At 56.9% G+C, this 19,494-nt stretch carries 8 protein-coding genes; 5 read left to right on the top strand and 3 right to left on the bottom strand.

The features are described 5' to 3' along the window. Window positions 1-5: 5 nt before the first annotated feature. Window positions 6-677 carry a histidine phosphatase family protein gene (locus tag AB3226_RS18375; RefSeq protein WP_367374093.1) on the bottom strand — a complete coding sequence of 224 codons (672 nt, stop codon included), beginning with the start codon at window positions 675-677 and terminating at the stop codon, window positions 6-8. Window positions 678-937: 260 nt separating this feature from the next. Here AB3226_RS18375 and AB3226_RS18370 point away from each other — a divergent pair, with 260 nt between their 5' ends. The 5 genes from AB3226_RS18370 (at window position 938) to AB3226_RS18350 (ending at window position 17,090) form a co-directional block, all read left to right on the top strand. Then, window positions 938-2,857 (top strand): methyl-accepting chemotaxis protein, encoded by a 1,920-nt coding sequence (locus AB3226_RS18370; protein WP_367374092.1) that lies wholly within the window; start codon window positions 938-940, stop codon window positions 2,855-2,857. A gap of 202 nt (window positions 2,858-3,059) precedes the next feature. Continuing rightward, window positions 3,060-5,927 carry a Tc toxin subunit A gene (locus AB3226_RS18365; RefSeq protein WP_367374091.1) on the top strand — a complete coding sequence of 956 codons (2,868 nt, stop codon included), beginning with the start codon at window positions 3,060-3,062 and terminating at the stop codon, window positions 5,925-5,927. 26 nt (window positions 5,928-5,953) lie between these two features. Further along, window positions 5,954-9,787, top strand: a complete 3,834-nt coding sequence (locus AB3226_RS18360; RefSeq protein WP_367374090.1) for a neuraminidase-like domain-containing protein — start codon at window positions 5,954-5,956, stop codon at window positions 9,785-9,787. Beyond that, window positions 9,784-14,274: a SpvB/TcaC N-terminal domain-containing protein gene (locus AB3226_RS18355; RefSeq protein ID WP_367374089.1), complete on the top strand. Its 4,491-nt coding sequence runs from the start codon at window positions 9,784-9,786 to the stop codon at window positions 14,272-14,274. The genes AB3226_RS18360 and AB3226_RS18355 overlap by 4 nt, the downstream gene beginning before the upstream one ends. After that, a complete protein-coding gene (locus AB3226_RS18350; RefSeq protein WP_367374088.1) occupies window positions 14,271-17,090 on the top strand; it encodes an RHS repeat domain-containing protein in 2,820 nt (939 codons plus the stop codon). Before AB3226_RS18355 ends, AB3226_RS18350 begins: the two co-directional genes overlap by 4 nt. 57 nt (window positions 17,091-17,147) lie before the next feature. Here the strand turns inward: AB3226_RS18350 and AB3226_RS18345 are convergent, their stop codons facing one another. Both AB3226_RS18345 and AB3226_RS18340 read right to left on the bottom strand, forming a co-directional pair. Further along, window positions 17,148-17,516 carry a glyoxalase superfamily protein gene (locus AB3226_RS18345; protein ID WP_367374087.1) on the bottom strand — a complete coding sequence of 123 codons (369 nt, stop codon included), beginning with the start codon at window positions 17,514-17,516 and terminating at the stop codon, window positions 17,148-17,150. Window positions 17,517-17,888: 372 nt separating this feature from the next. Next, window positions 17,889-19,334: a SulP family inorganic anion transporter gene (locus tag AB3226_RS18340; RefSeq protein WP_367374086.1), complete on the bottom strand. Its 1,446-nt coding sequence runs from the start codon at window positions 19,332-19,334 to the stop codon at window positions 17,889-17,891. Between the last annotated feature and the right edge of the window lie 160 nt (window positions 19,335-19,494).

Raw genomic sequence — 19,494 nt, 5'->3', positions numbered from 1 at the left:
GAAACTCATTCGGTGGTCACCGAATGCCAATCAGAGGCTTCGATGAAACCGAGCATGCGCGGTGCCTGAGGCTTTTCAGCGGAGATAAACAGAGAGGCGCCGTAGCCAAGGGTGGCGGTCGGTAACTTGAGGTCTTGTTCCAGTTGCGACATGCATTCGCTGTGGGTCACCAGGATCAGGTTGCGTCCGGCCACCTTGTGCGCCAGGACATCACGCAACATGCTGCCTCTACAGTGAACCAACCAGTCTTCGCCAACGCCGACCTTGTTGAACATGTAACCGGCGGTTTGCGCCGTGCGCATCACCGGGCTGTTGTAGATGTCGGCCCGATCCAGGCCCAAATGCTCGAACTGCGCACCGACACGCACTGCCACGCTACGCGAGCGATCCGTAATGCCATCGTTGCCGATCAGACAGGCCGCGGAGGAGTGATCGCAGCGCTCGACGTGACGGACCAGCACGATCATGTCGCCCTTGGCCCAACCGACCGCCAACGCTCGGGCCCCCATTACATTGCCATGGGCCAAGTCCGGCACAGCAGCGGGCCGCAACAGCCAAACCGTCAACGGAATAACCAACAAGGCAGACACCAGCACGACTGCGGCGTTTCGATAACGGGCCAAACGACTCAGATCAATCGAGCGTTTTATCCCGAACAGACTCAGTCTCAATTCCACATCAAGCCGCCTCGCCGGCATGCACCCATTGTCATTCGATGACGCGAGGGTAAAGAGGCGCGCGTCGGCAGCTGGTGAAACCCATGTGAAAAAAAGCTTAAGACCCGCCAAAAAATCTTGTTACAGAATCCCTCCAGCAAAATCCTTTCAGCTCTCGGCATTACCGCCGATATAGAGCTGCTAACCCTTGCTGGCTCTTAAAACAACAATCTTCCAGCCAACCGACGATCAAGAAACACAACGTTCCTGGAGGAATATTGATGAATAACTGGTTCGGTAATATCAGCGTGAACCTGAAACTGGGCCTGGGATTCGGCCTGGTCCTGGCACTGACCTGCGTCCTCGCCCTGACCGGCTGGACAAGCCTGGGCGGGTTGATTGACCGCAGCAACTGGATGAGCGACATCACTCAGCTAAACGCTGGCCTGACCAAGCTGCGCGTGGTTCGCCTGCAATACATGCTGACCAACGGCGATGAAACTGCCGCACAGAATGTGCAGTCCACCCTCGACAGTTTCGTCGCTCAGCAACAAGCGTTGCTGTCGAGCTTCAAGAGCCCGGAAAACCTCAAGCTGCTCAAAGAGCAGAGCGCGACCATCAGCGCTTACCAGATATCCCTGAACAAAATGCGCAGCGCCTACCGCACCGGTAACAGCGCCCGCGACGCCATGGGCGCCAATGCTGAAACCGCCAGCAAGTTGATCGACGCGATCAACACCCGCGTGCAGCAAATGCCCCTGAGCGACCAACGCTTCGAACAATTCCAGGCGATCACTTCGGCCAAGGAAGCGTTCATCCTGGCTCGCTACGAAGTGCGTGGCTACACCGCCAGCACCAACGCCGAGACCGAGCAAAAAGCCGTCGGCCAACTGGACACGGCCATCGACAGCCTGAAACAGCTCAACGTGCTTTTTGCAGAGACTCAGCAAGATGCTCTGCGTCAGCTGGAAACCGCGCTGAGCAACTACCGCAGCGCCTTGCAAGCGTATAAAGCCGCCAATACCGATGCGGTGCAGGCGCGCAAGGAAATGACCGAACAAGGCGCGACCATCGTGACCCTGAGCGATCAGCTGTATCAGATCCAACTTGACCGTCGTGACGTCGAAAGCGCCCAGGCCCGCACACTGCAACTGATCAGCACGTTGCTGGCGTTGCTGGTGGGCGTCATTGCCGCCGTGATCATCACCCGTCAGATCACCGGCCCGTTACGCGACACCCTGGCCGTGGTCGAGCGCATCGCCAGCGGCGATTTGTCCCAGGACGTCAAAGTGACCCGCCGCGACGAACTCGGCGTGTTGCAGCAAGGCATCGCGCGCATGGGCGTGACCCTGCGCGATTTGATCAGCGGTATCCGTGATGGCGTCACCCAGATCGCCAGCGCCGCCGAAGAACTGTCGGCGGTGACCGAGCAAACCAGCGCCGGGGTCAACAGCCAGAAGATCGAGACCGATCAGGTGGCCACCGCCATGCACGAGATGACTGCCACGGTGCAGGAAGTCGCGCGCAACGCTGAAGAAGCGTCCCAGGCCGCAGCCGCCGCTGACGGCGAAGCACGCGAAGGCGATAAAGTGGTCAACGAAGCCATCGCCCAGATCGAGCGCCTGGCCAGCGAAGTGGCGCGCTCCACCGAGGCCATGAGCGTGTTGCAGAAGGAAAGCGACAAGATCGGCAGCGTCATGGATGTGATCAAGGCCGTGGCCGAACAGACCAACTTGTTGGCCCTCAACGCCGCCATCGAAGCAGCCCGTGCCGGTGAAGCCGGTCGTGGTTTTGCCGTGGTGGCCGACGAAGTTCGCGGCCTGGCCCAGCGCACGCAGAAATCCACCGAAGAAATCGAAGGCCTGGTGGCCGGTCTGCAAAACGGCACCCAGCAAGTGTCGGCCGTGATGAACAACAGCCGCGCCCTGACCGACAGCAGCGTGGCGCTGACCCGCAAGGCCGGCGTGTCACTGGATAACATCACCCGCACGGTGTCGAACATCCAGTCGATGAACCAGCAGATCGCTGCCGCCGCCGAGCAACAAAGTGCAGTGGCCGAAGAGATCAGTCGCAGCATCATCAACGTACGCGACGTGTCCGAACAGACCGCCGCCGCCAGCGACGAAACCGCTGCGTCCAGTGTTGAGCTGGCGCGGTTGGGTAATCAGTTGCAGATGATGGTGAGTCACTTCAGGGTGTAATGCCCTGTCTCTTCCCGCCAGTTCCTGCACTAGCGGGGAATTCAAGAACGCTCGGCCGTGGGGTTTGCAAATCCCACGGCCGCCTCCCCTTTTTCCCCGACCACGTGCTGAAAATTCCAGTCTTCCATCAGCGAAGTGACTGACAGCCCGCCCTCACGCCACGCCCTAATGTTGTTTGCTCCATCAAAGGAGCCCAATCGGCATGGACGACAATCCGTTACTCACCTCCCTGATCGGCGCCTACAGCACCGAGAAAACCCACAAAGAGTCACTTGAAAAGCTTTTTAAAAACACGCTGAAACTCACCTCGGTGTTCGATATCACCCGGCTCACCGAAACTCAATTCAAGGAGCGTTTACACAACGCCATCCAGAACGACGAACAGCTCAAAGGCTACGCAAAAAGTATCTACGACAATGCCAAATGCCTGGCCGCCCAGATCAGCCATTTGTATCGGGAGCAGCGGCTTTCAGACGGACTTGCTCAACACCAATGGCACCCTCTCGGCATTCGTGCGGTCGAGCAACAGGGGCCTTCCTACACCAATCTGTTCAAGGAAAACTGGAACGAAGCGTGCAAGACTGATTCGATCGCATCCATTGACTCACCGGTCGCCTACCTCAGGGCGCTGTACCTCTTTGCATTGCAACTGGAGTCCAGCACGTCGCAATCGGCGACTGAAAAAGCCAATCGAATCTTGCTGGAAAAACGACGACCCGACCTGGCAGATCTGTCGATCGATCAGCAAAGCACCTTCGCGGCACAACCGATGCTCGGGCTGGTCAATTCGATACTGGACCGCAATATTCAGAAGGCGCTGCCCCCCTCCGACCAGGGAAAATCGACCTATGACGTTCTGGCGCAAAAGTCCTATCCCTTCGCACTCCCCTATGAGTTTTTTCAACATCAGTGCCTGCTGGGACTGAGCGGGGGCAAACCGGTACTGGGAGAGCTGAACTACCTCATCAGCGACGTCCTGCCTCTGAATCCAAACCGAAACACACAGTACGGCAATGTATTGGAGACCACCTCTGATACCGCTCAGATGCTGATGTCCGGGCTTGGACCGAAACGCCAGGCACTGCTGACAGAGACGGCTTTCGCCAAAAACACCGACTGGACGCAGATATACGGCACCGCGTCAGTTTCCGACCTGAAGAAAATAAACAGCTTTCTGGAGCGAACCGAGCTCAAAGCCGAACAACTGGAGGCCTTGCTCGCACAAGGCAAGCACGCACCGAACACATCGCCTAACGTCTCAACCGGGGCACCACTCGTCCATCCATTCGGAGCCCGCTACGTAAACGGACCTCCTGCTGAAAACAGCACATCCATGAGCCTGGACACGGAAACAAAACCCAGGGAAATCGCCCATCTCACAGAGAAACGACTCGAGCGTCTGCATCGAATGATCCGTCTTCAACGTTGGCTCGACATTCCGTTCAGCGATCTGGACACCTTGATTTGCAGTGCATTCGAATCGCAGATACCGCGCAATCAAAAGATGCAGCTCGACGTTTATCTCATGCGGACTCTCGGCACTTACCGTTATCTGAGCCGCAGATATTCGATTACGGCTGAAGAGTTTGCAGCGCTGCTGTATCAGGTATCACCTTGCGCCAGCGGCGAAAACATCCCCCTGTTCGACAAGGTGTTCAATCGGGCCCGACTGTTCGATACGCCATTGAAACTGGATGGCCGAACGTTTACCGCGGGCGGTTCCGATCCCGATTCGCACACCGTGCTCCAACACTTGAGCGCCAGCCTTGGCTTGCCGCTTACAGAGGACTCGCTCCTGCAAGTGGTCAAGAACACGCAGAAACACCTGGGTTCGCTCAAATGTGATCTGCACACGCTGTCTTCCATTTATCGCCAGGTACGCACGGCTCGATTGTTCGGGCTTTCGATCACCGAACTGACGACATTGACGAATTTGCTCGCAGGGGAAAGCATTTCACTGTGTCTGGTAACCGGGCAAATGCCTGCGTCCGACATGTTCAACGTGCTGATGCAATTGGACTGGGTGACCCGCTGGATCAAAGAGTCCATCTTCGACATCCCCATGCTGCAACGCGTTCTTGCACTGTCGGACGCTGGCGACTATCCCTTGGGGGATCTGCAGCAACATCTCATTCAATTGAAACAGCAAACACGCCTGAACCTGATAACCCCACAGGAACTCGCAACGTTGGCGCTGCCGCAAACGGTGGATTTGCGCGCGGATCTGGCCAAGACACTGCTTGATGAGAAGGGTCTGGTGAAAAACTTTGCGCCCGGGATTTACAGCGATACATCGCAAAGTCTGACCCGGGCCGTGAACACAGCAATCGATGTCGAGACGCTCATCCTGGATGAGGACGCCGGAAAAAACCTGAGGCTCAAAAACGACTGCAAGCCAAAACTGACAAACCTTCTCCTGCGGGCCCATGACCGCCAACAGCATCTGGTCGAAGTGTTTTTGCAGGAAGCGCTCCTGCTGCCCATGAACTGCGCAAAGGATGTCGTGATCTGGGCGAACACCTCGGTGCATCAGATTCTCACCACGGTACTGGAGTCAAAGGACTCGCATCAGCTGGCGCGCCAGTTGCATTCGCTGTTGCGCCACGCGGAGGTCGCTGCACGGCTGCAGTTGAGCAACAAGGCCCTGACCAATTTGCTGCGCCGGCCCTCGTGGCTGGACACGCCCGACGGCCAACTGAGACTGTCATTCAAGGTTTTGTATCTGTTCGATCGCTTCATCCATTTCCTTGATGCTTACCGGCAACCGGAAGAAAGCCTGCTGAGTTACCTGGAGCTGGCTGACCTGCGCCATAGCGGAGGTGACTACAACGGCCGTCTGGCGCAATTGCTGAGCTGGACCACGGCAGAAGTAACCGTACTCACCTCGAACCTGACGTTCCGGCGCGCCATGACCATGAAGGAAATCGATTGGGTAGCGCGCTGCCACGCCACCTGCAAGGCCACCGGCCTCAGTGCCGCCGCCCTGCTCAAGGCCACTAGCCTGGACAACGCCAGCCCGGCCGATCAATGGAAAACCGTCGGTGAAGCGGTCATGGCTGCCAGCCACTGACTCCACTGCATGCTCAAGGAACGAACATGTGTGCTGCTATTGAAAAACAACTCAACGAGAGCCTGCGTGATGCGCAACTCGGGTTCTATCTGTCTGCAATCGTCCCTCAGGATGCAACACTCAAATCCCTGAAGATTGCAGAGCACCTCAAGACCGCCGATGACCTTTACCAGTACTGGTTGCTGGACGTACTGGTCAGCCAGGACGTGCCGACCAGTCCGGTGGCCTGTGCCATTGCCAGTCTTCAGCAATACATCAACAGCATTCTGGCCAATATGGAGCCTGGCTATCACACCGCGCAAATTCCTGCCGAGCAGGTCGAAGCCTGGCGCCTGGTCATGCATCACTACCAGGACTGGGCGAGCAATCAGCGTCTGTACCATTTCCCCGCGGCCTATCTTGACCCGACGCTTCGCAAGACCAGAACAGATAGCTTCGGGCAGCTGGAAAACGACCTCAACCGCAACCAGCTCACTGCCGAATCAGTGCAGACGGCGGTGCTGGCCTACCTGAGCCGACTGGAGGAAGTGGCCAACCTGGAAATCGTCAATGGGTACATCGATGGAAGCGATTTTGCCAACAGCACCTACTACTTCATCGCCAGGTCACGTGCGGCCAACACCTGGTATTGGCGCTCGCTGGACATGGCCTGTCGCCCCTTCATGCCGGGCTCCCGGACCGCAAAATACGATGCCCCGGAACCGCAGGCATGGTCCGACTGGCATCGGATCGATCTGCCAGTAAGCGACAGCACCATCGAACACACCACACGTCCGGTCATGTTCAATAATCGCTTGTATGTGATCTGGGCGGAATGCATCTGGCAGGATCAATCGGCGACAGATAAGCAGAGCGTAACCCGACCGCTGTTTCGCCTGAACATGTGTTTCAAAAAATACGACGGGAGTTGGAGCGCGCCACGAACCTGTGCACAAAGTTATGCCCCCAAAACTCTCGGAACGTCGAACTTGGCGATGTTGCAAAAAAGCACCCAGACCCTTGCTATGCAAACTTACAAGAGTGATTCCACAGTTCTGTTCATCGGTCTGTTCACCAAGGTGAAAATAACGGAGACACAGACTGAACTGTTCATGATGTCGGCCCGCATCGACAAGGATCACGTCATATCCACCGATATCATTTTCAAGGAATCAACCCCTGGGGTTGATGCTCATCTGTCGAAGCTGATCGAATTCTTATTGTTGGCCGAGCATAAACACTTCCAGTTCAAACTCACCCAGCCAATTTTCGAGCTTGATAAACAGCCCGACAAGAACGCCCCCAAGATTGATTCCTACACGGATACTGCGTTAGGCACGACAGACTTCATCGACTTCAAAAATACTGCGATAGAAAAAAGCGAAGTTCAAACCGACCAACCTCGCCATCCCATCCGTATGAACATCACCTTCGCCAGACACCTGATCGAACGCGCCGAAGAAAGCATGGACAAGTTGCTGAACTGGCCTTCTCAACATCTGCAGGAACCACCCTTCGAGAACAGTAAACCGTCAGAGCAACTGGATTTCTACGGCGCCTACGGCCGCTACTTCGTGGAGCTGTTCCTGTACCTTCCCTGGCTGGTGGCGCACCGCTTCAACCAGGAACGCCAATACAGCGAGGCCGAACGCTGGATGCATTACCTGTTTGATCCCGGCCGAAAAGAAGTCAGCGACGGTCATCCTGACTATTGGAACGCCGAGCCACTGATCAACAAAACGCCTACATCAGCCCAGTCCAGCCATGCCATTCAGGATCCACAAGATCCGCACCAGATTGCACTGAGTCATCCCGTGCACTTTCGCAAAGCCTTGTACATGCTCTACATCGACATTCTGCTCAACCACGGGGACCACGCGTACCGCGAATTGACCCCGGACAGCCTGACAGACGCGAAGCTCTGGTATCTACGCGCCCAGAACCTGCTAGGCCCCCGCCCCGATATCCGGCAGACCGATCTATGGACATCCCTCCCGCTGAAAACCTTCAGCGAGCAGACCAGCACAAAGCTGCGGGAGTTTGAAAAAACGCTGGGGTCAGAGGGCCAAAATCACCTGAACGTGTCCTCGACGGGGCTGGCTCCTGCGGTGTGCGTCCGCCCTTATGTACGCCCGCTTTCCACACAGGCCATTGACTCCCCGCATTTGCGCCTGCCCTTCAACCCCATACTGGTTCCACACTGGGACAAGCTCGAAAGTCGCTTGCACAATCTTCGGCATAACCTGGACATCGTTGGCCGTCCCCTGAGGCTCTCGCTCTTCGCCCCACCAGCCGTGGCAAATGAACTTATCGGCGCCAACACCCCACGCGCAGCAGAGCCCGGCACTGACCGACACCAGGGCGAAGAGATTCCGCCTTATCGCTTCAGCACGCTGCATGCCCATGCCATGAGTGCGGTAGAGACCGTGATCCAGTTCGGCGCCGCCTTGATGTCGTTCATCGAACGCAGTGAGCAAGCCAGCTACCAGGAACTTCAGCAACAACATGTCTGGGATATCGCCAACATCGCAGTAGACCTGCAGACCCAGGCCCTGAAGATCGATCAAAAATCCCGGGAAGCATTGATTGCCGGTAAAGCCATCGCCGAGGGTCGCCGTGATTACTACAGTCAGTTGGTCAACGAGGTGGTCAATCCAGAAGAAGTGGCAGCCGCCGCTTTGCATTTGACGGGGCGTATCACAGAAGGAGCGGCTCATGCGGCACATGCCGTCGGTGAAGGGCTGAAGGTTCTTCCCAACGTATTTGGCCTGGCGGACGGCGGCGCTCGCCTTGAAGGTCCTCCCTTCGCCGCGATGGCCCTGGCCCAAGGCGCGGCATCCGCGGCGTATGGCGCGGGCGATGCTCTGGAACGTGCTGCGCAGTACCGTCGCCGTCACCAGGATTGGACGCTTGCACGCGATCAGGCGACCCTGGAAATCGCCCAGATCGATGCACAACTGGCGCTGCAGGTCGAACGGGAAACCGCCTCACGACTGCTATTGCGGCAGACCCAAACGTCTCTCGACCAGGCCCGGGCCTCCTATGTTTTCCTCAGCAAGCGCTTCACCAACTCCCAGCTTTATCAGTGGTTCACCCAACAATTCTCCAGTTTCTATTATCAGGTGTATGACTCGACCTTCTCTCTGTGCCGGTCCACCGAACGGAGTTGGCGCTACGAGTCGGCCGACAACTCCACTCAACCGCTCTTCCAGAATTTGTCCTGGAACAGCACTTACCGTGGACTCGGCCCCGGCGAACGTATGAAGCTGGGCCTGCTGAAGATGAAGAATGCCTTCCTTCTGGGCAACGAGCGTGAGCTGGAAATCCGCAAGACCGTGTCGCTGTGCCAACTCAAGGCGAAAGACCAGACGCCGGCATCGATCAACAAGCCGTGGGATGACACGGCCGCATCAGACATCGGGGTAACGCGCACAGGAATCAAATCCGACCTCGTCAATAACGGCTGGTGCGAATTTGAACTGACGGCGCTGCTGTTCGACAACGACTACCCCGGGCACTGCCTGCGCCGGATCAAGAGCATCAGCATTTCCCTGCCTGCCGTCGTTGGTCCCTATGAAGACATCCGCGCCACGCTGACCCAGACCAGCAGCGAAGTGCTCATGCCCGGCGACGACAAGACCGTCCTGAAAGGTCTGAGAGCCAATCAGCAAATCGCACTCTCGACGGGTGTCGATGACAACGGTCTGTTCACGCTGAACTTCCAGGATGAACGCTACCTGCCGTTCGAGTACACCGGCGCTGTTTCGAAGTGGAAGTTGGCGTTTCCCAACCACACCGCTCAAAAAGTCATGCTCCAATCCCTTACCGACATCATCGTCCATGTTTGCTACACGGCCCGGTCAGGCGGAGGTTCGCAATGAACGGGCAGTCTGAAATTTCCGTGAACGCTCCGTCACTGCCCAAGGGTGGCGGTGCCATTCAGAGCATTGGTAAAGGCGCGGACAGTATCGGCCCCAACGGCGCGGCGACCTATGAGATCGCATTGCCGATTTCGCCGGGACGCGACTTTGCCCCGTCACTGGCACTGAGTTACCAAAGCTCTGCCGGCAATAGCGTGTTCGGCATCGGTTGGGCAATCTCATTGCCGGTTGTGGCGCGACGCACCAGCAAGGGTGTGCCGACCTATACGCAAGACGACGAGATTGTCGGTCCGGGCGGGGTTGTATGGTTGCCGGAGCGCGACACAAACGGCGCGCTCGTTGAACTCCAAATCAGCAAGTACAACGAGCTTCAACTGGATACGGCTTACTCAGTCGTGCGTCATTTTCCTCGTGTCGAAAGGACGTTTGAACGCATTGAGCATTGGTCCTCGGAAACCGACAAAGCAGGCTTCTGGCTGATCCACGGTGCAGATGGCAGCCTTCACTTGTATGGAAAAAACGCCTCTTCGCGTCGTGCCGATCCACTGAGCGCTAACCGGGTCGCAGAATGGTTGCTGGAGGAGAGCATGAATGCCCATGGCGAACACATTGTCTACCGGTACAAACCCGAAGTGAACAATGAGGGCCCCACGGCACAGCGCTATTTGAGCGATGTCTGCTATGGCAACTTTGCTGCGGATGCTCACCTGTATTCATGGAAAGAAGAGCGCCTGAAAACGGTGGAATGGCACTTCGAAATGCTGTTCGACTATGGCGAACGCAGTATCGGCTACACCGGAAAACCGTCCTACACGGCGCAGCAGTGGCTAAGGCGCGAAGACAGTTTTTCCAGTTTCGCTTATGGTTTTGAACTGCGTACCGAACGCCTGTGCCACCAGGTCCTGATGTTTCACCGCTTCCCTTGCGAGTTGGGCGTCGATCCGGTTCTGGTTCGGCGCCTGTTGCTGGAATACCGCCAAACGCCATTGGGTTATCACCACCTGTGCGCGGCTCATGAGCAGGCGTTTTCCGAATCGGCCACCGCCGATAATCATCCCCCGGTCGAATTCAGCTACAGCCCGTTCAATTTGAATTTTTCCGGCCAACGGTGGCAACCGTTTGACCACATGCCGGGGTTCAACGACGGACAACGCTATCAGCTGGTTGACCTCTATGGCGAAGGACTGCCAGGGATCCTCTACGCCAGTGACAATGCCTGGCTCTACCGCGAGCCCACGCGAGCCAAGGGCAAACAAGAAGCAGTGGCGTACGGTCAATGGCACACCTTGCCCGCTATCCCGATGTCCAGTGCCACAAAAAAGTCACTGAGCGATCTCACCGGTGATGGTCGTCTGGACTGGGTGATCAGCCGGCCCGGGCTCCACGGGGTTTTTTCTCTCAACCCTGACCGTACCTGGTCGAATTTCGCCGCTTTCAGTCAATTCCCTCTCGAGTTTTTCAACCTTGAAGGGCAACTGGCCGACCTGACGGGCCAGGGGTTCAGTGACCTGACGCTGATCGGCCCTCGCAGCGTGCGCTTGTACACCAACCAGCGAGAAGGGGGTTTTGCGGCGGCCCGCGAAGTCCCTCGTGCCCTGCATGACGATTCCCTGCCGGTGCTCAGACCATCACCCGCCGAACTGGTCGCTTTCAGCGATGTACTGGGCAGTGGCCAGCAGCACCTGGTGCGCATTCGTCACAACGAAGTGAAGTGTTGGCCAAACATGGGCCATGGACGCTTCGGCAACGGGATTGTGCTGGGCTCGCTGAACATTGCTCGCGAGACATTCGACGCGTCACGTATTCGACTGGCGGATCTGGATGGTTCTGGCGCTACCGATCTGATTTACCTGGACGCGGATCATGCACAGATCTTTATGAACCGATGCGGCAATGGCTTCGATGCGCCCATTGTCCTGCCCTGGCCGGCGAGCGTGAAGTACGACCGGCTATGCCAGGTGAGCGTCGCCGATCTGCAGGGGCTCGGCTGCTCGAGCCTGATTCTGAGTAGTACCCATGAAGCTACCCGGCATTGGCGCTACGATTTCATCAGTGCCAAACCCTACTTGCTCACCGGCACCAATAACAACATGGGCGCTGCCATCAGCATCGATTACCGCAGTTCAGCGCAGGAATGGCTGGATGAAAAAGAAGAGGAGCTCAAAGCGGATCGCCCTCCCATTTGCCATGTGCCGTTTGCCCTGCCCGTGGTTTCAAAGCTGACCCGACTTGATGAGATCACCGGCAACCGATCAAACCAGAGCTTTTCCTACAGAAAAGGCTATTACGATGGCATCGAACGTGAATTTCGCGGCTTCGGTCTGTTGGAGCACACCGACAGAGAAGAGACAGAGGGCAGTATCGACGGGGCAGCTTTCACCCCGTCATTTCTGCAAAGACGCTGGTTCCATACCGGGCAAAACATCGACATGCCACGTACCCGGTACAACCGGGCAGACAAGCAAGCGGTCCCCTTGGGCAAAACACTGCTCTGTCAGTATTCGGCAGATATCGGCAGCGACACTCTGATCCAGACACCGGATGAGCTGACCATCCTTGAAATGGCCCGAGCCCTTAGCGGTTATCCGCTGCGTACCGAGCTCTTTGGACTCGATAAGCGCAGCAAAACCAGAACACTTTATTCGATTGAAGAAAACCGCTTCCTGATTCGGCAGTTGCAGCCCCGAGGAATTTACCAGCGATACGCCAGGCTGTTGCCACTGCAATTGGAGGCCATCCGTTACCAGTACGAAAACGTTGCTGATGACCCTCAATGCCAGCACACGATCAATTTGCAACACGATGCCTATGGCGCCCTGACTCATAGCCTGAACGTCCATTACGCGCGACGTAAAACGGTCGACGACACGCCGCCGTACAGCGACGAAGACCCACAAAAATGGTGGCGCGACGCCCATGATCCGGAGCAACAGTTCTATTACCTGACCGAAACCCGTGCCGCATTCATTCATCTGGATCAGGTTCAGGGTTGGCGCCTGGGTCTGCCCTACCGTCAGCGCATCAATGGGTTGAAATTTCCCAAACTGCCGGAAACCGACGGTTTGACCGCCAAGGGCATAACCTATGAAAAACTTGTCACGCTCGTCACAAGTGCCATGTGGATGGATCGGTGCGTCCTGACCGGATTGAGTGTGCAACGCTACAGGCACGCATCAAACCCGCAGACCTTGCCGGATGGCATCGCAAGCTTCGAGGCGCTGATCGATCATGTGGAAACGGCTGAACTGGACAGAACGGCCTTCAGCGCATTCGACGTCCTGCCGCAAGCCTCAAGACCTAAAGGAGGGTTGCTCGAACGCAGCGGCTATCAGCGCATGAGCGATTTTTTCCCCGAGTGCTCCACCACGAAACTCTGGTCAGTCAAAAGCGCTTTCGTGACGTATGCCGCAGTGGAAGGTTTTTACCGACCGAAAACCTTTCAGCCCAGCAAGAGCCTTGGTGTAACCGAACTTCGCTACGACAACCGTTACTGCTTCATCACCGAGTTCAAGGGGCCCGATCGCTGCATCACCAAAGCCAATCATGATTACCGGACGTTCCAGCCTAAAAGCATCAGTGATCCCAATGGCAATGTGCAGGAAGGTCTCTATAACGGTTTCGGCCAACTGTTGGTCAGTAGTTTCCATCGCTATACGAACAACAAGCTTGTCGGCTTCAAACCTGTCACCGAGTACCAACGACCGGCATTCGAAAGTCCGGAAAACGCGATCACGCAAGAAAAAGCGGCCCTCCAGAACGCCGCCAGTGCCAGCTATTACGCGCCAATGAGCTGGATGGGCCGCGTTTCGGACGCCGCATTGGCGGACCCAGCCTGGCTGAACCGCTGCGTGAGCAACCACGACCTGCTCCCGACGGGGCATATCCGTTCTTCGGCACGAACCCGATTGGCAAACCTTCAACGCCCCTCGGTCGACGACGACACACTGCAAAACGAACTCGCTGCTGCGCCTCGCGAACCGGTGCACATGGCCGTCCTGGTTTGCGATCGTTTTCCAGATGACGATCAGAAACAGATCCGCCTATCGGTTACTGACTTCGACGGCTTTGGCCGCATGCTCCAGAACAAGCAAAAGGTCGAACCGGGAATAGCCTTTGTCGTCAACGACCAGGGTCAGTTGACAAGCGAAGGAACGGCCCTCCGGCAACAGGCCACCGCACAACGCTGGCGCGTCAGTGAGCGGGTGGAATACAGCGATAAGGGATTGCCGATCCGAATCTACCGTCCTTACTTCGCCGATCAGCATCGTTACGTCGATGACGCGTCCCTGCGTGCTCACGGCTGCCACGACGAGCAGTTTTACGATCCGTTGGAGCGGCTCGCCTGCACGCGTCTAGCCAAACAAAACGGCGTGTCACCTATGCGCCGATATACCCGTCACCCCTGGTACACCGTGTACGAAGACGAGAACGACACTCTGGAAGAGGTCATGTCTGAACTGGCCAAAACAACCGGAGGTGAGGCATGAGCGTACACAACAAGACCCCGACGATCACCGCCATCGACAGTCGCGGACTGCCCGTACGACATATTGCCTATTGGCGACGCAATACCGGTGACATTTGCCAGGCGCGGATCAGCAGCCAAAGCCATGACCTTTCCGGGCGCCTGGTGGCACAAAGGGATCCGCGGCTGTTCGGTAGGCTTACGAAGGCCAATCTGCTGACCCACTACAGCCTGTCGGGCAAGCCATTGCTGACCGACAGCATCGACGCCGGTTGGCGCGTCAATCTTCCAGGGGACGCCGGGCAGATACTGCGCATCTGGGATCAGCGAGGCAGTCATTGGCAAACGACTTTCGACAATCAATTACGGCCAGTCACGATCAGGGAAGAGGCGGCGGGACAACCGGCACGTATCGTCGAGCGCTTCAGCTACGGCGACAACTCGGCAGACTCGGCCGCGCTCAATCGATGCGGCCTGCTGATCCGCCACGACGACGAAGCAGGCACTCTGTTCATCGACGAATATGCCCTCGCAGGCAAACCTTCGCATCAGACACGCCACTTTCTGTTGAACACCGAACCTGTGAACTGGCCGGTAGAGGAACACAGTCGGGATCTGTTACGGGAAACAGGCGACGGCTTCAAAACGGTCTGGCATTACGACGCAACGGGAACGGTAGTCCGGCAGGAGAATGCCGGCCACCATCAACAGCGCTTTGCCTTCGACGTCGCCGGCCAGCTCAAAACCGTGGGGCTGACACTCAAAGGCGCCGCCAGAGAAAATATCCTGGTAAAGGACTTCGTGTACGACGCCGCCGGCCAGATTGAATCCCAGACCAGCGGCAACAACGTCATCAGCCGTGCGACATTCGATCCCGCCAACGGCCGCATGACCTCGCTGACCGCATCCGTATCAGGCAAAACCTTGCAAGCGATGCACTACAGCCATGACGCGGTGGGCAATGTGACGAAAATCGAGGACAGCGCCCAAGCGGTGCAGTTTGCCAGCAACCAAAAGATTGAAGCCGTCAGCACCTTTACCTATGACAGCCTCTACCAATTGACCAGTGCAAGCGGGAGGGAAGCAGCCGGCACAAGTGCTGCGCCATACATACCGCCTCTCGGCAGAATTCCCGACAACGCCCGACAACTGTTCAACTACACCCAGCACTACACATACGACGCAGGCAGCAACCTGACCGAGTTACGCCATGTGCGCGATCGCAACAACTACACCCGAACCTTCAATGTGGCAAACGTCAGCAATCGGCTTATGTCATGGCGGCAGGGCAGCGAGTCGCAAGACACTTCAATCACCTGTGATTCCAACGGTAATTCGCTCGCCTTGCAATCCGGACAGTCGTTGCAATGGAATGCCCGTAACCAACTGATCGGCGTGGTGTTGGTCAAGCGTGAAGGCGCCCCCAACGACCATGAGCGTTATTGCTACGACAGCAGCGGTCAACGCCTGCAAAAAACGACGGTCATCCTGGGTGCATCGGTCACTCACACTCAGGAAGTCCGTTACTTGCCAGGGCTTGAAATTCGTATCCGAGCGAAGGAGCGCCTGGAAGTCATTACCGTGCGAGCCGGTCGTGGCAGCGTTCGTTGCCTGCACTGGATCGAGGGTCAACCGTCGGGAATACCTGAGGATCAATTGCGCTATAGCCTTGACGATCATCTGGGATCAAGTTCACTGGAACTTGACGGCAACGCTGAGCTGATCAGTCAGGAGAGTTACTTCCCATTTGGCGGAACGGCATGGGCAGCCTCTCGTTCAGAGGTGGAAGCCAATTACCGGACCATTCGATATTCCGGCAAGGAGCGCGATGCCAGTGGCCTCTATTACTACGGGCAAAGGTATTACGCACCGTGGTTGCAGCGCTGGATCAGCCCCGACCCGACGGGGGTGGTTGACGGGTTGAACCTGTATTGCATGGTGAGGAACAATCCAATGCGTTACACCGACAAACACGGTTACAACAGGGAGGAACTCGACATCAAGGAAGAGATAGCCACCTATCCAGGCATTCTGTCCGAGGTGCGCAAAAGAGTCGGTTTGTTGAACCACCAGATCTACAACAGCACGAGCAATAAGGACATCACCAGACAACTGTTCCAGATTTACGGCTATAACGCAGCGCGACACTTGCTTAGCGTCGGAGCCGGCATACTGGCCTCACCTGGCGGCCCTGTTGCAGTGGTGGGGGCCATGACTGGCACCTCGTTAACAGTTGACGCGATCGCAGGGAAAGTTGGACCTGCACAGCATTTGACCGTGCCGATGTACCCGCAAACCAGTCGGTTGGCCCCCGACGAAATTGAACATGAGGGACGGACAGGTTTCTTTGACGTAACGACAAAGTCGCGCAAAGCGATCAAAGATCTGGATCCTCACAATCCCGCCGGACAGAAAAAACTGTCACTCATGATAACCAGCTTTATCCTGACAAAAGTCGCCGCAGTCAAAGGGGCCTGGATTGCCAATTTCGAAGCGTCCACTCAGGCAGCCAAAGCCATCAACGGCATTCCTTCACAAAAAATCCAGCGTCTGAACAACGCACTGGTTGAGCTTGATGGCTATCTGGAGAACGACTCCCGCGCCATTAATGACGCGTTTGATCAGTTGGGTATGGAAGAGATAGAACCGGGCGGACTGAAAGGTGGAATCAACCGGGTAAAGAGCTCGATTGCCAATCGAATGGGCATTGAAAGTTCAAATCCGTTAAGTCGCACAGCGATGCAACACGAAATAAACAATTCACGAGCAGAGATATCCAGAGGGAGGGAGCTTTTGTACCGGCTTAACGAGTACAACAAATCCCTGGGCAGAATGTGAGTGAAATCATCCAGCGAGTCTATCCAACAATCGATAGGCCTCGCTTGATCAGCTCACTCAAACACTAATTGCATTGGTAAACACCAACCGATTCCCGAACGGATCAGTCACGGTCATGTCTTGGCTACCCCATGGCATGGCCTGGATCTGTGGGTGCGCGAACTTGTAGTGCTTGGCCAGCAATTGCTGTTGAAAAGCTTCCAGCTCGTCGGTCTCGATGCGTAGGGCCGAGCCCGGTGTGCTGTCGCCATGGTGTTCGGACAGGTGCAGTACACATTCGCCGCGAGAGATTTGCAGGTACAGCGGGAAGTTTGTTTCGAAGCGATGCTGCCAATCGATCTTGAACCCCAGGAAGTCGACGTAGAACTCCACTGCCTTGGTTTCATCGAAAATCCGGAGGATTGGGGTGGTTTTGCCGAAGCTCATGGAGTTGCTCCCAAACTGAAAAGGCCCAGAGTGTAGCTGGGCTGGATGTCAGCGCTTCGGCTTGGTTGCGGCTTTCTTTAACTGCAATGTGCCACCATGAGGCACAGATCAAAAGATCGTCCGAACGCGGCCCGAGCCTTCGGCAGCTCCTTGTATCTCGACTATCGCTCCGTCAGGAGCGATAGTTCTCGACTGATCATCGAGGGAGGGACCTGGAAGCCGTGCAGCTCCTTAGGCTTTTTTCCTGTGACGTAGATCGTGCTCCAACCCTCCACATTCACTCGTACAGTTCGAACGGTATCTTGGGCCTGATCCGCCGCAGACGTTCTTTGATCGTTCCCACACGCTCGTGGGAACGATCACTTATCGATTTCAGTCGTGATGCTCACTGGCGCGTTTGAGCAGTTTCTTGCAGCGTTCGGACAAATGCAGAACACGTAGCTGCTTGCCAGCCTTGGCGTAACGCTCGCGCAATGTCTTCAGCGCAGCAACGGCCGAGTAGTCGACAAAGCTCAGGTGGCGACAATCAAGGGTCACCTGGGCCGGATCATTGGCTGGGTCGAACTGGTTGAGAAATGGCGTGGTAGAAGCGAAAAACAGGGTGCCATGCAGGCGGTAGAGTTTGCTGCCGTCGCTTTCCTGATGAATATCGGCATACAGCTCACGAGCCTGTTGCCAGGCAAAGTTGAGCGCCGCAATGATGATCCCGCACAACACGGCGATGGCCAGATCGGTGAACACCGTAATGACCGTCACCGCGATGATCACCAAGACATCGTTCAGCGGCACCTTGTTCAGCACCCGCAGCGAAGCCCAGGCGAAGGTCTGCTGCGACACCACGAACATCACCCCAACCAGTGCGGCCAGCGGGATACGCTCGATCAGCGGCGACAGAAACAGGATGAACAGCAGAATCATCATCCCGGCCACTGCACCGGATAGTCGACCACGACCACCGGAGCTGAGGTTGATCACGGTTTGCCCGATCATGGCGCAACCGCCCATCCCGCCGAACACGCCAGACACTATATTGGCGGCACCCAATGCCACGCACTCGCGATCCGGGTAGCCACGGCTCTCGGTGACTTCGTCGGTCAGGCTCAGGGTCAACAGGGTTTCCAGCAAACCGACCATCGCCATCAATATCGCGTAAGGGCCGATGATGCGCAGGGTGTCCAGGTTCCAGGGGATGTCTGGCAGCGCAAAAACCGGCAAGCCACCGGCAATGTGCGCCATGTCGCCCAGGGTTCGGGTCGGCAGACCGAGCAGATACACCGCCAGCCCAACGCCTAGAATCGCCACCAGCGCTGGCGGCACGGCACGTGTCAGGCGCGGCATCAGATAGACGATGGCCATCGTCAGCGCCACCAGCCCGATCATCAGGTACAGCGGCGAGCCACTCAACCACCCTTCACCACTTTTGAAGTGCTCGAGTTGGGACAGGGCGATGACGATCGCCAGACCATTGACGAAGCCGAGCATTACCGGGTGCGGCACCATGCGCACCAGTTTGCCCAGCCTCAACAGACCGAACGCCAGCATGATCAACCCGCCCAGCAGCACAGTCGCCAGCAAATACTGCACGCCGTGCTGCACCACCAGCGCGACAATCACCACGGCCATCGATCCGGCGGCGCCAGACACCATCCCCGGCCGTCCACCAAACAGCGCAGTCAGGGTGCAGATAATGAAAGCGCCGTAAAGCCCCATCAATGGATTGAGGTGGGCCACCAGAGCGAAGGCGATGCATTCGGGCAACAGGGCGAAAGAGGTCGTGAGTCCGGCCAGGACATCGGCACGCAGACGTTTGGGTTTCATGGCTTACCTAAAAATACAGGCGGGAGAAGAGAGGGCGGATGTTACGGAATTGAGGGCAGGCCGGCCAGTGAATGAGCCGGCAGAAACGCTTTCGCGAGCAAGCCCGCTCCCACAGTGGTCCTGTGTCGTTCCCATCATCGTGAATCGACGCAAGTCCACT

This window comes from Pseudomonas lini (assembly GCF_964063345.1).
Taxonomy (GTDB): Bacteria; Pseudomonadota; Gammaproteobacteria; order Pseudomonadales; family Pseudomonadaceae; genus Aquipseudomonas; species Aquipseudomonas lini_B.
The sequence above is the reverse complement of the archived record's forward strand: the minus strand, read 5'-3'. Positions and strand labels throughout refer to the sequence as shown.